Raw genomic sequence first — 21,936 nt, 5'->3', positions numbered from 1 at the left:
TTAGAAGATCTTGTTCTCGAATCATTTCGTGTTATATGCTAGGACAGATCTGTCTGAGCGAAGCGAGTTATCTGTCCTAGCATATGTTTTACACAAAAGCTCCCCTCTATCGCCTATGGCGATGTAACAATCAAGGGGTGTGAAAATTTTCTTTTTTCACACTATGATCTGAGAACTAGAACTTCTTATACATATTCAATGAAGCATGAGTTTTTCTGTTTTGTACAAATCGCCTAGACTACCTCGAAAGTAGGTCATTTGTCGGGCATTATATATTTATCCTTCAATTCGAATATATTGCTTTTCTTCCGCTGGCAATTCTGCTCTCTTTGGAACGATTAGCTTAAGGACTCCATTTTCAAAACTTGCTTTAATATCCTCTTGTTTCATATTCTTTCCGACATAGAAGCTTCTTTGACTCTGTCCCATGTATCGTTCTCTTCGAATAAAGTTTCCTTTGTTATCATTTTGTTCCACCTTGCCTGAATGGCTTGCCTTTATGGTGAGATATCCATCTTTTAATTCTGCTTGAATATCCTCTTTCTCATATCCAGGGAGCTCAATATCTAATTGATATCTGTCACCAAATTCTTGGACATCTGTATTCATACCGACTTTCCCAAAAGGTGATTTTCCATTCATAAATGGCGTGGTGAACATGTCATCAAATAAATTTTCTACAAAGTGATCATTAAAAATGCTTGGCATCAACATAACAATTCCTCCTATACAATAAATTTATTTAATAGTTTCTTGAACAGGACTCATATAACTTTCATCTCGTTCTGTTATATATGTTATATAACAAATTATTAGCACTGTCAAGACGTGAGTGCTAATTTTATTTTTATTTTATTATTTATTACTTCATAGCACTTTTACTCTTCTATATCTCTAACATTATTCATTGAATAATATTTACAATATTCTTTGTACGCCATTACAGCTCGAATCGAATCTCAAAAGTAATAAAGTCATCTACCATATTGGCTGAAATAACTCCACCATGTAATTCTACAATTCTATTTACAATTGCCAATCCCAAACCTGAACTTTCTGTATCACTCCGTGATAGATCTCCCTTGTAAAATCGCTCAAACAGATTTTCAACCTGAATTATATTCTTATCTTTTACCTGATTCGTCATTTTGATATATAATATGTTTTTCTTAACAGAGGTATCTATCGTTATTCTTGTATTCTCTTTCGCATATTTTCTAGCATTATCAAAAAGATTTTGTATCGCACGTGCTATTTTTTCTGAATCCAGATCCATATAATACTCTGCTTGTTCAATTTTCTTCTCCAATATTAATCCATGCTGTTGATATAAAATTGCATTTTCATCCGTTAAATGGTTTAGCATTGCAATGATATCAATATTTTCATAGTCTAACTTTACATCAACGCCATTCAGTTTTGTTAATTCAAATAATTCATTAATTAGTACATTTAGTCCCTGCAATCTTCGATCTACTACAGCAATATATTCATGGAATTTTTCTGAATCCTCTATTCCATCTTTCTTCATAAGATTCACATATCCCATTATAGATGTTAAAGGACTTCGTAAATCATGGGAGACATTAGTAATCAACTCATTCTTCTTTTCTTCTAATTCCTTTTCATGCTTTTCTTTTTCGAGCAATTCTTCTGACATATGATTAATGCTGACGCAAAGGTCAGCAAGTTCATCATTACCAATTACTTTAATGGTCCTTCCAAATCCTTCTTTTTCAATTTTTTTGACTTCCTGTGATATATATTGAATATATTTTACCTTTCGTTTTGTAAGGAACGAAAAAACACCAGCAAATATGGCAATAAGAAAAATAAAGAAGATAAAGAAACTATTATATCCAAGAAAAATTCCCAATTTACTTTGAAAGAAATCAGATAATGCAGCAGCCTGTATCCATTTGGCTGCTACCATGAAAAACAGATAAAGCGAAGCCACAACCGCTGCCGCTGAAATCAGAATAGATAATAAATAATACACAATAAGTTTTTGACTTTTTATACAAATAAATCGTTTTAAAATGAATATAAATGCCACAATTGCAATACCAATAGAAAGTGTATGAATGAGCTTCGATAACCAAAGAATATTCGAATTAATCATATACCCAGCGATAAAATTGCCCTCAGTAAGTAATAGACTCCCTATAATAAAGCCTACAATACAGCCACCTATTACATTAATCGGATTCTTTATTCTCATATTTTATAACCTCGTCCCCATACGTTCTTAATATAGCTATCGCTTTCTTCATCATTTTTAAGTTTATTTCTAAGATTCGCAATATGCATCATCACTGTATTTTCAGAATGACAAAATTCCTCTCTCCATACGTTTTCGTATATTTGAGGAATCGAAAGAACATTTCCTTTATTTCTTAATAATAACTCCAAAATCTCATATTCCTTCGATGTAAGTCTGATTTCTTTGCCATTCACCCATGTTTGTTTCGTATTCGTATTTAGAATTAAATCTTCATACTGTAACATATTCTCTGAGAAATCATTCCCATTGTACTGCTTATATCTCCTTAACTGTGCTTTCACCCTTGAAATTAGTTGTATAGGATTAAAAGGTTTTGTAATATAGTCATCTCCTCCTGCCATGAGACCCTGAACAATATCCATATCTTCTACTTTTGCTGACATAAAAATAATTGGCATCTTCCCACTTTGTCTTATTCTCATGCATGCTTCAATCCCGTCCATTCCAGGCATCATAACATCCAATAATATAAGTGCTACTCTATACTCTTTGAGTACTTCTAATGCTGTGTTTGCATTATCACATTTGATAAATTTATACCCCTCATTTTCCAGATAAATACCAAGTAAATTACGAATATCTCTGTCATCATCCACAATCAGAATGTAATCATCTAACATATCTTACCTCGCCTTCCCTTTACTCCTATTACATAGCTTGAATAAACATGAAATGATATTAACTATAAATAACTCAATAAGGATAATCTGCCATCTCCCCATAGAAACGATCTGGCCAATCTGCTTCGCATACACAATCATTCCTATTGAAATTATTTTTGATATTATAGCAATTATCACGAACCATGACAATTTAATTTTCATTAAAGAAGCACCAATGCTAATGATTGCATCGGGAAATATAGGTATAATAAATAAAATCCCAATAATCTTTATCTCATAATTTTCTATTAATTCATAAAATGAATTTAAGCTTTTTTCACATTTAAACTTTTGAATGATCCAATTGGATGCTCGTGTAGATATCATATACATCAATGTTATACCAATTACAGAACCCATTACGCCAACAACAAATGAAACATTGGTGTTCATATACTGATTGCCCCACAATACCAATAACGCCTCTGGTATAGGTATGCAGATTGGACGGCATATACAACATATAAAATATATTAATCTCATAAATTACTTAAATCCCTTCTTTATCAAGGCTTGACTTCATGACAAGCACATATGCTGGTGGAAGATTACGTAGTTCAAAAAGGCACTCTGTTATGTTAAAATAGCATTTAAAAAACTTCTTTTTAGCCAAGCTATATTGAAAGGTTATAAACTGGCCGTTCTTTCCTATCGCTTTTTGAGTAGATGTTAGAATGTTCTCCGAAACCTTTACTGGTAGCGATGTAAAAGGCAAACCCGAAATAATATAATCTGCTGTATCGAACCCATATTTTTTTAGATACTCATTTACATTTTCCGCATTTCCGTAAATAACATACACTCCCTGACAATTTTTATACTTTTCTTTTAGTTGTTGACAAAAAAATCGATTATTTTCTATTAAAATCAATACAGAGTCCCTACTTTTCTGTCTGACGATTTCTCTTGTAAAGGAACCTGTTCCTGGCCCAAATTCAACTATACCTTTTGCGTTATCAAATCTTATTGGCTCCATCATCTTTCTTGCAAGGAATTTTCCACTTGGTGCAATCGCACCAATACTCCTTGGACTTTTCAAAAACTGTATTAAAAAATTCAGCATACTTCCTGACTCCTCCCGATAAATCAATTTTGTAAAAGCATGCTCATGGATGCTTTACTCTGCACCCATTATAAATGTCGAATATAAAGAGAGTTCCATGAAAAACATAAAGTTTTCTTTAGGTTTTCAGAGATTCATCTTACATTTTTATCAATAAGCAGTAACATATGTCGAAATTTGTCATATTATATACTAAGTATAAATTATTTAAATAAATTATGCTTAAAAAATCATAGTGAGGTGTTTTGTATGGGTTATATGTCTCATAAAGGTCATAATTATTACAAATTAAGTTCTATTTCTAGCATTTCAACTATTTCAAATAGCGCTACTAGCTCAAAGAGCAACTCAAATAGTTATTCTAATAGTTACTCAAACAGTAACTCTAACAGTAATTCAAATAGTTACTCTAACAGCTATTCCAACAGTAACTCTAACAGTAATTCAAATAGTTTTTCTAACAGCTATTCCAACAGTTACTCAAATAGTAAATCACATAGTGACTCAAATAGTTACTCTAACAGCTACTCCAACAGTTACTCAAATAGCAAGTCAAACAGCTACTCTAACAGTTACTCTAACAGCTATTCAAATAGCAAATCAGATACTTCCCACAGCAGATCCTATAGCCACTACTATAGTGAACCTTCTCGTCCTGAGCATTGTCAAAAGAAGAAATCAGATAGTTCTCACAGCAAATCATATAGCCAATCTTATAGTAAATGTTATAGTAAATCTTCTTGCTAGTCATTTTGACTGCAATAGATTACTATAAATATTTGCTTTGGAGATTAGGATATGGATCAGTATTATAAGTTAAGAGAAATCATTCATGGATATTCTATACTTAAAATACTTGGTGAAGGAAGATATGGTATTGTTTACTTGGCTATCAATGATAAGAAAGAAAAATGTGTTATAAAACAACTTAAGAATGATATGCTGGAAGAAACTAGACAAAAATTATTTTATGAAGAACAAATCTTAAGAAACCTAAACTATCCCCAATTTCCTAAATTTATAGCAACTTTTCACGACAAGTATAGAGAAGGCTATATCCTAGAATATATGAATGGAATTGTATTTGAAGATATCGTCAGAAGAGGGTACCATTTTAGTAAAACCGAAATATACCATATTGCAAGTCAACTTTTAGAATTCATTGAGATCTTACAAAGTCAAAATATTGTCCACCGCGATATCAGACTTCCCAATGTTATTGTTCGAGAAAATAATGACTTGGCTCTCATCGATTTTGGTTTAGCTAGATATATCGATAACAAGAAATATGTAAAGGAGATGGATTACTGGTATCTAGCTGATTTCCTAATCCATTTACATTACTCTTCTTTTACAGAAACCAATTCAGTTGAAAGGCCTTGGTTTGAAGAGCTTGATCTGAATATGGCTGAAAGAAAATTTCTCAAAAAACTTATGGGCATCGAAGGTCATTATCATAACCTAGATGAAATTAAAAGACAATTAACTCTAATTAAAAATACAATCTAAGAAAGATAAACCATGTGATTATTAGGGCAACCTTGTAGTCACATGGTTTATTCCTAAATAGTATAATATAACATCAAAGGAGGTATCCTCAATGCCAAACTCCATTCAAATACTAAAAATCTATCCTAAAAGTCTACGAGTTAATTTGTATACTACAAAACATTTTCGCGTAATCGGTTTAATCGATGTAAAAGTAAGATATTCTGATGGCTTTGAAAAAGTAACTTTAGCTTTTTACCGTTCCTCAGGTACTTATGATGGTAAAATAGAAGGGCTCTGGTATCCTATCGTAGGAATCAAAACCCATACCGGTGGTTTTACTGAGTTTACAGAATACCTGAATTATGTCTTATCCAAGACCACAAATATGGGCAGTGCAAATAAAGGCTGGCTCGCTAAATCCCTATTCTTTATTCAATATAATAAAAATTCCACAAAAGTCCATGGATTCTCAAATGGTACACATTACGAGAGTCTTTTAGAAATAGGTAAAATACTTAGATATTTATATGATCACAATAAGTATCAACAAATGAATTCATTAGATGCTATAACACTTAACAATATCATTACTTCTAGCAATATCTATAAGAATAATGAACATACACAAAAGGAAAATTATGAACGCTTGATTCAAGATATATTTGAACAGACGAAATAGTAAACAAAGTACCTAAAGTACAATATATACTAGTTTATCATCAAATCACTTTACAAAATTATAATTACAACGCTCATGTGGACACAATGTCTGATTGAGCGTTTTTTAATCTCACTTATGTCATTAGCTATTTATATAAAAAATTCTAAACAAATCACATAAAAAGATACCAAATCATATTATAGTTGTGTAAGACTCTGAAAGGAATAAACACTATGAAAAATGATTATAGACGTTCTACACCTCCATATAGCTTTGATCCTTCTATGTATAATCCTAATAATTATAGTTATGATACAGCTTATTTATCCTATGGCAATAATTCTGGATACGATTCAGATAATTCCAATCACTATTTATCACCTTATGAAATGGATCAAAATAAAAGGAATCAAACCTCCCAAGATGATGAAAATGAAAATATGGAATTAATGGATTATGGCCCAGACGCGCTTGTAATAAATATTAATGAAGCTTCTAAACAAAATGATACTTTTCGAACTGCTCTATGGACTGGCAACCATCTCCAAGTAACATTAATGAGCATTGACGTTGGAGATGATATCGGATTAGAGATTCATCCAAAGACGGAACAATTCATACGAATTGAAGAAGGAGAAGGCATTGTCCAGATGGGAAATCAAAAAGATCGATTGACATTTATGAGAAAAGTATCTGATGATGATGCATTTATTGTACCAGCAGGTGTATGGCATAACTTAACGAACACTGGTGATATACCACTCAAATTATATTCTATTTATGCTCCACCACAACACCCTCATGGTACCGTACACGAAACCAAAGAAGATGCCAGAGAAAGTAAATAAAAGATTGCGCTTGCACCATTAAAATATAATATTTCATCATAAAACAGCTTTCTAAATATTCTTTATAGAAAGCTGTTTTTGATTTTAAAAATACTATATTACGTTTAGATTAGCAATTACTTTATATAAATAAATATGTTAACTTTTTAAATATCCTTTAATTTAAATCATTCATATTTGTATACATTTAATTAATTTGTTATATTTTTGCATTACGTTTTGTTAATATTATACATATTTATTATTTTCATTATCTTTATTTTTATAATATTTAACAATATTTATTGACTTTTCCACTAAATTCTATATAATAAGTTTATATTTAATTAGTTTATACATTAAACTAACTAGATAAAAATGGTAATTTATTATCATTTAACTAATAACTTATAACAAAGGAGAGAAAATGTAATGAAAAGAAAAAGCAATCAGTTATACCGTTCTTTGCTTTCGTTGATTTTAGTTGTTGCACTAGTATTATCTTCTATGGTGGTAACACCACACACTACATCTAAAGCAGCTACTAAACCAACACTCAACCACACCAAGATTAGCATTTTAGCTGGGGAGAAATATGCTCTAAATGTTAATAATAAAATGAAAAATTCTTCATATAAGTGGACAACTAGTAATAAAAAAATAGCTATCGTAACACAAAGGGGAGTTGTTACAGGCGTAGCAAAAGGAAGCACAATTATAACATGTACAGTAAAAACACCAAAGAGTAGTTATCAACTAACTTGTAAGGTTACAGTTACACAAGCTGCTAAGTCTGCTACTGCAAGTACTCAAAAGGAATTAGATTCTTTACTTAGAAGCAGAGTATCCATAATCACAATTAATACAACAGAAACACTTAACTTTGTAATTCCAACTGGTGATTATAGCAGCAAAAAACTTATCGTTGATGCTCCGAATTCAGACATCACCAACAATGGTATATTTTCTAGCATTGAAATTAAACAGATTAAATCAGATACATGGAATGAAAACGCGTCCCACAATAAGATTCGTGTTTATGATCTTGATTCAAGAATTGTAGTTAGCTCTAGTTCAACAGTTTCTATTGAATTATTAACAGAAAATGCAAAATTAAAAATACAGAATAATGGTATCATATCATCATTAAATACAGCATCTGGAGCAAATATCATACTTACAGGTTCTTCAAAAAACGCCTTACCAGTAGAGATTACTGCACCAAATGTTACACTTCAAGCAAGTATTCCATTAAAAATACATTGTACTACTAAGTTTGCCCTTACTCTTTTTGCTGGTTCTGAAAACACAACAGTACAAGCAACAACAAAAGATGCTGTACCTACTATTGTTGGAACAATAACAATAAAGGTAATCATTGGTTCTGGAAGTAATTCGACAGAAATCTCACTTTCTGGAACTGATACCTCTTCATCACCTACATATACCGCACCTTCTAATACAAGAGATACAGTATTTAATGATTTAAATCAATCACAAATTGTATCTTCTATGGGTGCAGGTTGGAATCTAGGAAACCAATTAGAATCCGTTGTAGATCGAATTCCTAACGAAACCAATTGGGGAAACCCAGTAATTAGTGAATCCTTGATTAAAGCAGTTAAAAATGCTGGATTCAAGTCTATCAGAATTCCTGTCTCTTACTGCGACTTAATCGGACCAGGACCAGACTATAAAATTAATGAGGCATGGTTAAACAGAGTACAACAAATTGTTGATTATTGTATGGATAATGGATTATATGCTATTATCAACGTCCATGGCGATGGCTACTACTCCGTAGTTGGTGGCTGGTTATACTGTGGCGAAGACAATCAAGAAGCTATCCAAACAAAATATAAGGTTGTATGGCAACAAATCGCAACCAAATTTAAAGATTATGATGAACACTTAATATTCGAATCTATGAATGAAGAGTTTGATAATACTTATAATGATCCAGATTTTGAACACTATAAGAACATAAACAAATACAATCAAATCTTCTTAGATACTATTCGTCAAAGTGGCGGAAACAACAGTATGAGATGGGTTTTAATTCCTGGTTGGAATACTAATGTGAAATATACCGTAGGTGACTATGGATTTGAACTTCCAACTGATACTTATTTATCAAATAAAGTTCCAGCTGGTGAGAAAAGAGTCATGATATCTGTTCATTACTATGAACCATGGGACTTCTGTGGTGGCGAAACTGGAGAAATCACTCAATGGGGTGAATCTGCAACAGATATAAATAAAACCTCCACTCACACAGGTCAAAGTGTAATGGCTGCCCAATTTAAATCCTTATACGATAAATTTACATCAAAAGGATATCCAGTTATCATTGGTGAATATGGTTCCATTGATAAAACTTCCTTTGATTCAAACAATACTTACTATAGAGCATACTTTGCTAAAAAAGTTGTTGAAAACAGTATGAAGTACGGATGTATTCCTGTTGTATGGGATAATGGTTATAATGGTAAGTATGGCTTTGGATTATTTGACCGTACTACAGCTGCAGTTACGCAACCAGAAATCATTAAAGCTATCATGGATACCATGAATGGCAACTCTACAGCAGGTACTGCAACTAGTATCACTTTAGACCAAACTGATATCACAATGTCTGTAGGTGATGATCCAGTTTCATTACATACGACAATAACTCCTGCTAATTCAACAGACATTGTACAATGGACCTCAAGTGATGAAACAATCGCAACCGTATCAGATACTGGTGTAGTAAGAGCTTATGCCCTGGGTACAGCAACTATTACAGCAACTGTTAATGGACATTCCACATATTGTACGATTAATGTAAAACCAACAACAAAAGTAAAAGTTGGACTATATGCTCTTGAAACTAAGGGTTGGAGCACGATCAAGAGTCCGGCGAGCGTAACTTTAGCTCCAGAAGGTGGTACTTATACGCTTTCCTTAACTGGTTCCAAGGAGTTATTATCCAATATTGGTTCTCTATATTTAAAAGATATGCAAGTACAGAGTGGTAATGCGGATACTACGCTTTTCAAAAATGTTAAAATAAAAATTGACTCTGTGAAATTCAATAGTGATAACAGCACGGTAACTCAAACAGCTCCAGAAGAAGCGGTTAATAACAAAGGACAACTAGATTTTACAATTTTAAATCAATGGGCTACCAATGCTCAGAAGATACAAGAAGCTACAATCGGTAGTACTGGTTCCTATTCATTTACTGGTACTTATCAAGATATAAATACGATTGAAGTTACCTTTACTACTTCTGATATCGTAGCAGGATCTAGTGATGTACCAACTCCTCCAGTAACACCAACTGAACCTACTGGTACTGCAACTCCAATCTCGTCTATCAAGTATGATTTTGCAATATCAGGAGTAACTAATGAAACAAGCTTAATTTTTAAGTGCTCTACTTCTGATTATACTGACTTGTCCAAAGATATCGCATTAAACAGTGATGGTAATTATTCTATAACTGTTAACCCAAGCAATGTCAAAGGCATGGTGAATATGGGATATTTTGAAACTGTATCCGGTAGTGCCATTACTGCTACCTTATCTAAGGTGACAATAAACAATTCTTATGTGCTAGATTATGCAGCAACTTTAAAGGTTGGAACAAAGTATGATAACGGACTTAAAAATATATGGAGTGGTTTAGCTGCTGGTGATAAATTAGCAGAAGGAACAAATGGATATCTTGCTTTAAATAATGATAAAAGTGCATTTGTATTTTATTGTACAGACACTACTAAATCCGCTACTGCTACACCAATCTCCTCTATTAAATACGAATTTAACGTTACAGGCATAACAAATGAAACAAGTTTAAGTTTTACATGTACTACCTCAGATTATGCTAATTTAGCTAAAGATACAGTATTAAATGGTGATGGGAATTATTCTATTACAGTCAATCCAAATAATGCGCAAGGCATGGTAAATATGGGGTTCTTTACAACAATTGCAAACAGTTCAATAAAAGCTACGCTTACGAAAATTACAATTAATGATACTTATGTACTTAATTACTCATCTACTCAAAGTCCTGTAGAAATTGCTTCTAATACTAATAACGGACTTAGCAACATATGGGGTTCTTTAACTGCAGGTACTAAAATTGCAGAAGGTACAAATGGATATCTTGCTTTAAATAGTGATAAGAGTGCATTTGTATTATATACATTACAATAAAAAATAATATCATAATGATCCCCTATAGGTATCTATTCCTCTATAGGGGATATTTCTATCCAATCGCTTTGAGTTAATCTCTAATTCTGCACATAAAGATTCATACAAACACATTATAAAAGGTTGTAAAATGAAGGATTTAAATTTTCCTTTCATCTTACAACCTTTTTATTAAACATTATTATTTTGAAAAATTACTTCTACTTTAGTAAGCCACAATCTCTTTAATAAAGAATTCTCGTCCACTTATTATTTCAAAATCATTACTTCCACAATGAGGACATTTACTGTTATTTTGTATTAGGTTAAAAACCTTATTGCATTCTTTACATAATGCATTTCCTGGCAATACTTCAATCTTGAGATTTGTTCCTTCTAAAATAGTACCATCAACAGCTGCTGGATAACATTGTTCTACATACCTTGGAATCATAGAAGACAATTCTCCAATCTGCAGGATTACAGTATCAATTTTTGTTAATTGTTGCTCTACTGCTACCTTTTCTACTGTTTTAACAACTTCAATTACTACACCTAGTTCATGCAAATTATTCACCTGCTGTAAACAGCTTTTTCACCTTTTTCACAGCAATTTTACCTTTACGTTTTATTACTTGTTTCATTACTACTGGTTTTAGATCTTCATATCGAACACCTTCACCATCATATTGACGAACAAGAGAAATTGCGTCAAACTTACATTTTGTTGTACATTGGCCACATCCAATGCACATAAATTCATCAACCACTGTAGCACCACAGCTAAGACAACGTTCTGTCTCCATCTTTATTTGATCTTCTGTTAAAGTTTTTCGAAGATCTTTGAACGTTTCTTTGGATGAAACACCTTCTTCATGTCCAGCTATTTGTCTTGGCATATAGTCATAACCACTTAGATCAAGGTTAGACTTATCAAATTCATGATAATCCTTACGATCACGTCCAAACACTAAGCTTTGTCCAGGTTGAACATAACGATGAATTGATATTGCGCCCTCTTTACCTGCAGCAATTGCATCAATTGCAAATCTTGGGCCAGTTTGAGAATCTCCACCAGCGAATACATCTGATTCTTGTGTTTGATAAGTAACTGGGTCAACCTTGATTGTATTGTTTGGATTTAATTCGATCTTACTATCCTTAATGATATTACCCCAATCAATCGCTTGCCCTACTGAAACAAGTACAGTATCTGCTTCTACGAATTTAATATTTTTTTCATCAAATTTTGGATTGAATCTTCCACTCTCGTCTAATACAGAGATACATTTTTGGAATTCTACACCTACTACATGACCATTTTCAGTCACAATACGTTTTGGTCCCCAAGAATTATTGATGATGATATCTTCGTGTAATGCTTCTTCTATTTCTTCTTCTAAAGCTGGCATCTTTTCGCGACTCTCTAGGCAGAACATATTAACTTCACTTGCTCCAACTCTTACCGCGTTTCTTGCAACATCAATTGCAACATTACCACCGCCGATAACGACTGCTTTACCTTTTAATTTTACGTCTTCGCCTAAGTTAATGTCACGAACAAAGTCTACTCCTGCAAGAACACCCTCAGCATCTTCTCCTTCAATTCCTAGCTTTCTTCCAGCTTGTGCACCGATTGCTAGATAAAAAGCTTCGTATCCTAATTTTCTTAATTCATTAAGGGTTATATCTTCACCAACTGTAACACCAGTTTTGAATTCAACACCTAATTCTCTTAAGATTTCAATTTCTGCATTCACAACTTCTTTTTTTAATCTGAAGGAAGGAATACCCAGAGTAAGCATACCACCAAGAGCTTTTTGTTTTTCAAAAACAGTTACTTGATATCCATCAATCGCTAAGAAGAAGGCACAAGATAGTCCTGATGGACCTCCACCAACAACTGCAATTTTTTTGCCATAGTCATGTCTCTTCTTAGGTACATAACGATTTTCTTCATTTAGATCTTGCTCTGCTATAAATTTCTTAATTTCATCGATAGCAATAGGATCATCGATATCGCCTCTTGTACAAGCAGATTCACACTTTCTTGGGCAGATTCTACCACATACTGCTGGGAATGGATTTTCGTGTTTAATTAATTCAAGAGCTTCTGTATATCTTCCTTGGGAAGCTAATTTTATGTATCCTTGAATACCAATATGTGCTGGACATGCTGTTTTACATGGGCTAGTTCCAGTTTCCACAACATTTTTACGGTTAATACGATAATCTGCATTCCATTTATCTGGTCCCCACTCCGTATCACGAGGTGTTTCTACTTTCTTAGTAGGAACTGGTGTCTTGGTACATAATTTTTGACCTAATTGAAGAGCATTTGCTGGACAGACTTGAACACATTCTCCACAAGCAACGCATTTACTCTTATCTACTTTGGATACATAATTGGAACGTACCATATCTACATTTTTAAACATAGTTGCAGTTCTTAATGCTAAGCAAGAACATCCACAACAATTACAGATTGCATGTGTCTTTCCTGAACCATCTAGATTCGGAATCTGATGCATTAATCCATTCTCTTCTGCTCTTTTAATTATCTCAAAAGCTTCTTCTTTGGTAATCTCACGACCTCTACCAGTACGAATATAGTATTCTGCTGCATGTCCCATCTGGATACACATATCCTCTTTCAGATGCCCACAACCTTCTCCCATCGCTTCTCTTGAAGTACGGCAAGAACAGTCTGATACTGAGAAAATATGATTATCATTTAGATATTTGGATACTTCTTCATAAGATGCTCTTCTAGTTTCTCCATCTATCGCATGTTCAATTGGGATTACACGCATAAGACCAACCCCAACTGGGAATGCTCCTACTGTCTTTGGACCCCTTACTCTTCCGTATGCTTCAAACGCTTCTGCAATCTGTGGATATTTCTTAACATTCTCTTTGTTATTAACCATCATCTCCATAATACCTGGAACCCAAGTATCATACCAGAAAGTGTCTACACCGTTGATTTCATTTACAAAGCATACACCGGCATATGCTAAATCCATTAATAGTTTTGTTGTCTCTTCTTCAGATCTACCGCAAATTGGTGCAAGTTCCTTCGCAGTTACTTTTTTACGAATTTGCATGTGAAGTGCAACATCTGCCATCTCTTCTGTTACAACTGGTTCCAAAATTAGATATTCTGGATCTTCTGGTTTTATCTGATCCTTTGAACCCATTTTTTTTCTGCTAATATGATTCGCTAGCTCTAGTACTTTAACTTTTATCGCCATCTTATTCTCCATTTACATTATACTTTATCTTTTTGTATGGTCTTACTACTTTGCCACCACTGAGCGTATCCATTCTGCCCATTCATCAATACCTTCTCCAGTTCTAGCTGATATTGGTATTATCTTAACATTTGGATTTAACTTCTTTACACGACTAATACAAGCTTCCATATCGAATTCAAAATAATCCATTGCATCAATTTTATTGATTAATAACACATCAACAATTGAAAACATTAATGGATATTTTAATGGTTTGTCATCACCTTCTGGAACACTAAGAATCATCGCATTCTTCGTTGCACCGGTATCAAATTCTGCTGGACATACTAGATTACCCACATTTTCTAGTATTGCTAAATCGATATCTTCTGTTCCAAGTGCTTCTAATCCTTGTCTGGTCATATCTGCATCTAGATGGCACATTCCACCAGTATGTAATTGAACTACCTTAGCTCCTGTCTTTGCAATGGTATGTGCATCCACATCAGAATCAATATCAGCTTCCATAACGCCAATTCTCATCTCATCTTTCAGAGTATGAATTGTTCTTGTAAGCGTAGTTGTTTTACCTGAACCTGGTGAAGACATTAGATTTAGTAAACATACATTGTCTCTTTTTAATTCTTCTCTAAGTGCATTTGCTTGACTATCGTTATCTTCAAATACACTTTGTTTAATCTCAATCACTCTCAATTTATCCATTTTAGCTCCTGTTTGTCATGTTTTTAGTTACATTGCGGATTTGACTTCATCCGTATATTTATAAAGGGAATTGCGATCACAATTCCCTTTGTAAACATTTCGTAAAGAACATTTGAATTACTCAGCAAGTTCCTTAACTTCTTTATATTTCTTCATATCCACATAAAGTTCACCCATATATGGATTTCTCTTAGTTTTTGTAGTTTTGTAAATCATAAATACTAATACAGCAATATTAACTGATAATGATAATAAACTTGCAATAAACAATGGTGTCTTATTGTATGTTGAAGAAACCATAAATTTACCTTCATCAATGAACGCTGGGAAAGTTTGTGCGAACATACACCATAATGCTAATGTATGAGCACGATGTTGTAACCAAGCACCTTTACCAAGAGTAAATGCGCAAACAGTTGGTGCTAATAATAAAGCAAATCCACAATACCAAGAATGCCCTGGTAAGCAGTTATATGTATAAGCAAAGTTCCATAAATCATATGCTATAATCCAGAACCATAACATATCTGGCCAGATCATATCTTTACTTCCATCTTTCTTCGTTTTCTTACGAATACAGATTCCTAACCATCCAGTGATTGTAATGATATTAATAATACCAGCGATTGCATTCATAAAGTTCCAAGGTCCACCAAGTACATACATAGCTTCGTCGGAAAGAATTCCCCCGTTTGCATAGTTTAAACCTACTTCAATATCACGAGCAACTGCTTCACAAATATTGATTGCAAGAATTAAAGGTGGGAAACATAGTGCTATACGATTGGCTGATAAGCTCCATTCTTTCCCTGTTTTCTTATTCGTACCATGTAAGTGACGAATACACCAGAAACCAATACATCCTGCTGTAGATGAATATACTTTTGCAAGATGGAACCAGTCAGTATAAGTAGTATCACTAAGTACTGTAAACCAAAGGATAGAAAGTACAGTTGGCATAATAACGAAGCAGAAAAATCCTGCTATCGTATTTCTTCTTGTTACTTCATTTAGAATAAATAACAAAGAGAATATTACTATCCAGACAAGCCAGACAGATACCGCGGACGCGCCGCCTTCATAGTTAAATGTAAACATTTTCAAAACTCCTCCTAGTAAATCTTAATGTGGTCATACCAGTAGAACAGATATAACTTTGATAAAACTTTAACATAAAGTGAAATATCTTGTCAATATTAGTACTAATTTCTCATATAATTCTCTGTTTTGTATAGATTTTTATCTTGTTTTTTGTCCACAATTACAATATAATGATATCTGGTATGTCCACATACCAATAACAAAAAGAGGAGAATTTCGCATGGAATTTACCAAATTAAATGCACCATCACTAAAAGAACTATTCATTCAACAAATTGAAACTATGATCCTATCTGGTAAACTTGCTATTGGAGAGAAGTTGCCTTCTGAAAGAGAACTTGCTGATTCCATGCAAGTTAGTAGAGCAGTTGTAAATACTGGCATCAGTGAACTAGCTAGAAAAGGCTTCTTATTAATCAAACCAAGAGTTGGTACTTTTGTAGCGGATTATCGTAGAAATGGTACTTTAGAAACTTTAATATCTATTATGAATTATAATGGTGGGATATTAAGAGATGATGAAATACGTTCTATACTCGAATTACGTATTGCTCTTGACTCTCTAGCGGTTGAATTATGTATTGCTAATATTACGGATGATGAACTGTCTATATTAAAAAGTTATGTTAAAGAATTAGAGGAAACATCCTCTATTGAAGTAGCATCAGAAATTGCTTTTAAGTTCCAACACGAACTAGCTTATCTTTCTGGAAACACCCTTTTACCACTAATCTTCTCCTCATTTAAAGCTCCAATTATAACTTTATGGGAACGTTTCTGTAGACTATATGGGATTGAATTCTTGCATCATAATAATGCTGTACTGTGTGACTTTATTGAACAGGGAAACACGCAGAAAGCGGTGGAATGGCTTACTGCTGCGATTACTGATACCATTAGTGGGAATAGGCAGATTTACTATTAAAAAGGGACCATTCGGTAGTTTATCGGAATAGCACAGGGGCAATCTGCGTGCCAGGATTCTGGTTAAAGAAGTATAAGAGAGTCTAAATGATAAAAGAATCAGTCATAGCATAATCATAAGGAGTGAACTCGCTGGAAAACGCTCAGACAGCACTCCTTATGATTATTGAATGATTCTTTTTTCATTAAGACTCTCTAATACTCTTTAAAACAAAATCCTGGCACGCAGATTGCCCCTGTGCTATTCATGCAACTTTTTCGAGAAATGATTGTTTAGGGTACTTCGTTGTCGTTAATTAATATTATTAATTAGCTATGACTTTAATCGACAATTAATTGTTTTCCTATCACCTTTATTATTTTCTTTCTAGTTCTATTGGAATAGATAACTTGTCATTGATAACGATCCCATTGTACAGGAATCATTATAAATAGTGACTTTGTCTCCTTCTCTTGTGGCACCTAGAATAGAAAGTAATGGGTAGAAGTGTTCTGGGGTAGTAAATGCATACTTTGAGGGGTCTCCTGCTTTATGATAGTCGATGACATTCTGATAATTTCCGGTAAGTATATTATTTTTTATATAGGAATCAAATTCCTTTGCCCATGGGTAACCATCTTCCATATCAAAATTCACTCGTGAGAGATTGTGTACTACATTTCCACTTGCTAAGATTAGAACGCCCTGTTCTCTTAATGAACTTAGCTTTTGACCTAGTTGATAGTGATATTCTGCATCTTCATCTGCATTTATACTTAGTTCACATAGTGGTATGTCTGCTTTGGGATACATCTTATGAAGAACTGACCAGATTCCATGATCGTATCCCCATGTATGGTCTTCTGTGACATCATTATTAAGTAACCCCTTCACCTCTTGTGCTAGCTTGGTTGCTCCTTTTGCAGGATAATCAATCTGATATAATTCCTCTGGAAATCCATACATATCATATATCATTCTTGGGCTTTCATTATTTTGTACTCTAGTTCCCTTCGTATACCAGTGTGCAGATATTGCTAAGATTGCCTTAGGTTTTGGTATATCTAACGCAATTTTTTCCCATCCTTTCGAATACTGATTATCTTCAATCGCATTCATTGGTGAACCATGCCCTATGAATAATACTGGCATTATTTGATTTGAATCTGTCATATTCTATTCCTCCTTAACTTTAAAACGTTCTACCTGACTACTCATTGACTTTGTCATGGAATATAATTCTGATGCTGCCGCTGATACATCCGCTGATAATTGACTAATACTATCTACGGTGTATGCGATTTCTTGTGAGGAGGCTGAGACCTCTTCTGCTGTTGCAGAAACATTTTCAACTTTGTTGTATATCGTATCTTTTTCCGACTTAATCTCCATGATCGATGTGTTTGATGTATCAATTTTAGGTATAACTTCTTTAATGGAATGAATAATCTGTTCAAAGGATGTAATGGTAGAATGGATCACCTCTACCTGATTCTCTAGATTTTCTTTCATGCCATCCGTATCTTTTGTAATTAGTTCTGTTCCAACAGAAAGTTGACCAATAAGACTGGTAATGTTCTGTGATGATACTTTCGTTTGTTCTGCAAGTTTTCTGATTTCATCTGCAACTACTGCAAATCCTTTTCCATGCTCTCCAGCACGCGCCGCTTCAATGGATGCATTTAATGCTAATAGATTTGTCTCATTGGCAATATTATTTATAATTTCTATAATTGTTGCTACTTCCTTTATATTTCCACTAAACTGGTATATTCTATTATGTAAACTTCCAAAAGTTTGAGCTATTTCTCTTACAGCGTCATTTAACATCGACATATTCTTGTTACTGTGGTTCGCTAATCCATCCATATCTAAAGTAGTACGATTTATCTCTTCCATTGCATGTACTAAACTGTCCAACTTATCACTAAAGTTATTCAGTGATAATGTTATATCCATAAGTTCATTTGCTTGTTCTCCAATACCATTTGCTACTTCTTGGATTGTAGAAGAAACATTAGATGCAGAAGAATTCATATCCTTTGATATATAATTTAATCTATTCGAGTTATCATCAATTAGCACTGAAGTCTTTTTAAAATCTTGAAGCATCGAACTGATCGAATGCTGCATAGTATTTAACGACATTGACATTCCTCCTATCTCGTCTTTATAGGCGAAAGATTTGGAATCGATTGATTGAGTAAGATCTCCTGTTGCAAATACATTCAATAGGTTCTCAGATTGCTTAATACGTTTTGATAACTTATCTGCAATAATATAAGTTATTAATAATCCTATTCCTAAAAATATAATTGAGGATAATACAATAACAATTTTCAAATCATTTAATTCTGACAATAATTCATTTTTCTCCAAGATTACAACAATAGACCAATTTTCTTTTTTAACAGGTGCGTATCCACCATAGGACTCAACACCACCAAATACATATTTTTTTAAGCCTTTTTTACCAGCAATCATTTCTTTTTGCATACTTGCAATCTCTTTTAAATCAGGATTCTTCTTGGATTCTTCAATAGAATTGTATTGATTAAGTGGCATGTTGCTATCTTTGTATGCAATACTTTCTGAACGACTATTTATCATATAAGCACTTCCTGTTTTCCCAAAGAAAATCTGCTTAATCATATCACTTAGTTCCATACCATCACGCACAGATACTAAGACTCCAACGACTGTATCTCCATTCTTAATCGGTACCGAATATACCATACTCATGGATTTTTTATCTTCTGCAACTACTGGGTCGTTTACAATTGCTTCATTTAATAATGATTTTTTATAATATTCCTCATTGCTAATATTCTCCTGTGTACCATCCGTATAATACATAATTCCATCAAGACCAGCATACCCCATCTTGATACTTCCATTTATGTTTGCTTGTTCTGATAACACCTTCAATTTCTCATCTCGGCTCATATTTATATCTGCAATTTCTTTTTGCACTGCAACACCTTTTAGTTCCATAATATGACCGTCTAATTTTGCTTGAACTGTATTCGCTGCCTGTGTAGCAATCTGTGGCAAGGTTTTTCCGATATTGGATACCAATGCTTTGGTTGAGTTTATATAGAATATGATTCCTGTACCTATTCCAAGCATAATAATTAATGTTCCTATTAAGAAGATTAGTTTTGTTCTAATCGATTTCACTTTCATATGATTCGCCTCCAAGTAATATGTCTTATGTCATTTCAAAATTTGTTATTATTTAAATCCCTCATTTTTATAAAATGCGTCTTGACTGTTTCAAATGAGTGATTTAATTCATCAATCTCTTGTTCGGATAATACAACCAATCTTTTAATAAATTGTTCTTGATAGATTATAAGATACTGTCTCATAAGTTCTAACCCTTTAATAGATAAGGTAAGATAAACAATTCTTCTATCCTTTTTGTCTTGTTCTTTTTGAATATAACCAAGTTTATATAGTTTGTTTATGCTACGACTCGTATTTGGCACTGACAGATCTAAACTTTTACTTATCCTAGATGCAGTTGTTATACCCTCATTATGGATCTCATTCAATATCTTCGAAAGAAGTGGTGATATTTCAGAATTATTGATTTCTGGTATTAATCTAGTAAATTCTTGTTCGAAGATGTGATGAAAATTGACCATATTCAATACTAACTGCTCTAACTTAATCTCCTCCATCTGCTCTCCTTCCTATTGAAAATCTCAAATTTGTAAACATTTCATTCTCATATGATGTAATTTGTATTAATGAGATTCTAACATATTAGTTAACAAATGACAACTATTATTTTAATAATAATTATTATTTTTATTACCATTAAAGAATTCTATGTAATCTGTTCTTTATTGACATAAATTGAGATTAGAGTTAAAATTATATTACCAAGGTAATACAATTTATTACTTACGTTATATTATTCTCTGTGTAATATACTCTACTACATTGGACAATGCATTTTAAATAATTCTAGATATGGAGGAACTAATTATGATTTCATTTGATTTGAAAGAAAAAGTAGCTATTGTTACTGGAGCTTCATCTGGATTAGGAAAACAATTTGCAAAGGCTCTCTCAGAGCAAGGTGCCTCAGTTGCAATCTTAGCACGTCGCTTAGATAAGCTTAAAGAACTTGCAAATAGTATTGAAGAAAGCGGTGGTACATGCTTTCCTGTGGAATGTGATGTTACAGATGAAGATAGTATAAGAAAAGCAGTGAGCTCTATTAAAGAAAAATTTGGTCAAATTGATATCCTTGTGAATAATGCTGGTGTATGTGAATTCTCAGCTGGAATCCATGATCACACTACGAAACAATGGGATAAAGTTCTTGATACAGACTTAAAGGCAGTGTTTCTTATGACTCGAGAAGTTAGTCATACTATGATGGAACAAAAATATGGAAAAATAATTAATATAGCCTCAGTAGGTGGTATTCAAGCAGGTCCATCTCAGATTGGATATTTTGCTGCTAAAGGTGGAGTTATTAATCTAACAAAAGCAATGGCTGCTGAACTTGCTCCTTATAATGTTACAGTAAATGCAATTGGACCAGGAGTATTTGAAACAGAAATGACGGACGGTATGTTGGAAGCAGAAGGTTCTCTTATATTAAAGAATCGCTCCGCTATGAAGAGATTTGGTAAAGAAGGTGAATTAAATGGTGCTTTAATCTATTTTGCTTCTGATGCATGCACTTATACTACCGCGCAAACAATCTTTATTGATGGCGGAATGACAGCTATGTTGTAAAAAAACTAAATTAATACATAGAACTTTTATTATATAAATGC

General features: G+C 33.2%; 18 protein-coding genes. 6 read left to right on the top strand and 12 right to left on the bottom strand.

The features are described from left to right. Positions 1 to 276: 276 nt before the first annotated feature. The 5 genes from bsdtb5_RS03520 to bsdtb5_RS03500 all read right to left on the bottom strand — a co-directional run bounded on the left by bsdtb5_RS03520 (position 277) and on the right by bsdtb5_RS03500 (position 4,009). Complete coding sequence (locus bsdtb5_RS03520; protein WP_271714674.1) at positions 277 to 714, bottom strand: Hsp20/alpha crystallin family protein; 438 nt, start codon at positions 712 to 714, stop codon at positions 277 to 279. A gap of 226 nt (positions 715 to 940) precedes the next feature. Next, positions 941 to 2,221 (bottom strand): HAMP domain-containing sensor histidine kinase, encoded by a 1,281-nt coding sequence (locus tag bsdtb5_RS03515; protein WP_271714673.1) that lies wholly within the window; start codon positions 2,219 to 2,221, stop codon positions 941 to 943. After that, complete coding sequence (locus tag bsdtb5_RS03510; RefSeq protein ID WP_271714672.1) at positions 2,218 to 2,904, bottom strand: response regulator transcription factor; 687 nt, start codon at positions 2,902 to 2,904, stop codon at positions 2,218 to 2,220. Before bsdtb5_RS03510 ends, bsdtb5_RS03515 begins: the two co-directional genes overlap by 4 nt. 3 nt (positions 2,905 to 2,907) lie before the next feature. After that, entirely contained in the window at positions 2,908 to 3,429 is a 522-nt protein-coding gene (locus tag bsdtb5_RS03505) for a VTT domain-containing protein (RefSeq protein ID WP_271714671.1), read from the bottom strand. A gap of 7 nt (positions 3,430 to 3,436) precedes the next feature. Continuing rightward, positions 3,437 to 4,009: a class I SAM-dependent methyltransferase gene (locus bsdtb5_RS03500; RefSeq protein ID WP_271714670.1), complete on the bottom strand. Its 573-nt coding sequence runs from the start codon at positions 4,007 to 4,009 to the stop codon at positions 3,437 to 3,439. Between the two features lie 798 nt (positions 4,010 to 4,807). Between bsdtb5_RS03500 and bsdtb5_RS03495 the strand changes: the two genes are divergently transcribed. The 4 genes from bsdtb5_RS03495 (at position 4,808) to bsdtb5_RS03480 (ending at position 11,194) form a co-directional block, all read left to right on the top strand. Then, positions 4,808 to 5,518, top strand: coding sequence for a serine/threonine protein kinase (locus bsdtb5_RS03495; RefSeq protein WP_271714669.1), 711 nt, complete (start codon positions 4,808 to 4,810; stop codon positions 5,516 to 5,518). A gap of 91 nt (positions 5,519 to 5,609) precedes the next feature. Then, the gene (locus bsdtb5_RS03490) at positions 5,610 to 6,179 is read left to right on the top strand and encodes a hypothetical protein (RefSeq protein ID WP_271714668.1); all 570 of its coding nucleotides are present in this window, start codon (positions 5,610 to 5,612) and stop codon (positions 6,177 to 6,179) included. A 215-nt stretch (positions 6,180 to 6,394) separates the two neighbouring features. Continuing rightward, positions 6,395 to 7,009, top strand: coding sequence for a cupin domain-containing protein (locus tag bsdtb5_RS03485; protein WP_271714667.1), 615 nt, complete (start codon positions 6,395 to 6,397; stop codon positions 7,007 to 7,009). Positions 7,010 to 7,420: 411 nt separating this feature from the next. Beyond that, positions 7,421 to 11,194: a cellulase family glycosylhydrolase gene (locus bsdtb5_RS03480; protein WP_271714666.1), complete on the top strand. Its 3,774-nt coding sequence runs from the start codon at positions 7,421 to 7,423 to the stop codon at positions 11,192 to 11,194. Between the two features lie 205 nt (positions 11,195 to 11,399). Here bsdtb5_RS03480 and bsdtb5_RS03475 read toward each other — a convergent pair whose 3' ends face one another. The 4 genes from bsdtb5_RS03475 to bsdtb5_RS03460 all read right to left on the bottom strand — a co-directional run bounded on the left by bsdtb5_RS03475 (position 11,400) and on the right by bsdtb5_RS03460 (position 16,230). Beyond that, a complete protein-coding gene (locus bsdtb5_RS03475) occupies positions 11,400 to 11,750 on the bottom strand; it encodes a hydrogenase maturation nickel metallochaperone HypA (RefSeq protein ID WP_334297401.1) in 351 nt (116 codons plus the stop codon). Beyond that, positions 11,743 to 14,427, bottom strand: a complete 2,685-nt coding sequence (locus bsdtb5_RS03470) for an FAD-dependent oxidoreductase (RefSeq protein WP_271714664.1) — start codon at positions 14,425 to 14,427, stop codon at positions 11,743 to 11,745. Before bsdtb5_RS03470 ends, bsdtb5_RS03475 begins: the two co-directional genes overlap by 8 nt. A 45-nt stretch (positions 14,428 to 14,472) precedes the next feature. Further along, entirely contained in the window at positions 14,473 to 15,132 is a 660-nt protein-coding gene (gene hypB, locus bsdtb5_RS03465) for a hydrogenase nickel incorporation protein HypB (RefSeq protein ID WP_271714663.1), read from the bottom strand. Between the two features lie 117 nt (positions 15,133 to 15,249). After that, entirely contained in the window at positions 15,250 to 16,230 is a 981-nt protein-coding gene (locus bsdtb5_RS03460; protein WP_271714662.1) for a DUF5692 family protein, read from the bottom strand. A 223-nt stretch (positions 16,231 to 16,453) separates the two neighbouring features. Here bsdtb5_RS03460 and bsdtb5_RS03455 point away from each other — a divergent pair, with 223 nt between their 5' ends. Beyond that, positions 16,454 to 17,158, top strand: a complete 705-nt coding sequence (locus bsdtb5_RS03455; protein ID WP_271714661.1) for a FadR/GntR family transcriptional regulator — start codon at positions 16,454 to 16,456, stop codon at positions 17,156 to 17,158. Positions 17,159 to 17,530: 372 nt separating this feature from the next. On the opposite strand, the gene ygiD is transcribed toward bsdtb5_RS03455, so the two are convergent. The 3 genes from ygiD to bsdtb5_RS03440 are packed head-to-tail and all read right to left on the bottom strand — an operon-like array spanning position 17,531 to position 20,823. Further along, a complete protein-coding gene (gene ygiD / locus bsdtb5_RS03450; protein ID WP_271714660.1) occupies positions 17,531 to 18,310 on the bottom strand; it encodes a 4,5-DOPA-extradiol-dioxygenase in 780 nt (259 codons plus the stop codon). A 3-nt stretch (positions 18,311 to 18,313) separates the two neighbouring features. Further along, positions 18,314 to 20,323 carry a methyl-accepting chemotaxis protein gene (locus tag bsdtb5_RS03445; protein ID WP_271714659.1) on the bottom strand — a complete coding sequence of 670 codons (2,010 nt, stop codon included), beginning with the start codon at positions 20,321 to 20,323 and terminating at the stop codon, positions 18,314 to 18,316. Positions 20,324 to 20,358: 35 nt separating this feature from the next. After that, the gene (locus bsdtb5_RS03440; protein WP_271714658.1) at positions 20,359 to 20,823 is read right to left on the bottom strand and encodes a MarR family winged helix-turn-helix transcriptional regulator; all 465 of its coding nucleotides are present in this window, start codon (positions 20,821 to 20,823) and stop codon (positions 20,359 to 20,361) included. A gap of 310 nt (positions 20,824 to 21,133) precedes the next feature. Here bsdtb5_RS03440 and bsdtb5_RS03435 point away from each other — a divergent pair, with 310 nt between their 5' ends. Beyond that, positions 21,134 to 21,895 (top strand): SDR family NAD(P)-dependent oxidoreductase, encoded by a 762-nt coding sequence (locus bsdtb5_RS03435; protein ID WP_271714657.1) that lies wholly within the window; start codon positions 21,134 to 21,136, stop codon positions 21,893 to 21,895. The last annotated feature ends 41 nt before the right edge of the window (positions 21,896 to 21,936 follow it).

This window comes from Anaeromicropila herbilytica (assembly GCF_016591975.1).
GTDB classification, from domain to species: domain Bacteria; phylum Bacillota; class Clostridia; order Lachnospirales; family Lachnospiraceae; genus Anaeromicropila; species Anaeromicropila herbilytica.
Note: the sequence above shows the minus strand (reverse complement) of the source record. Positions and strands in the feature narration are given on the sequence as shown.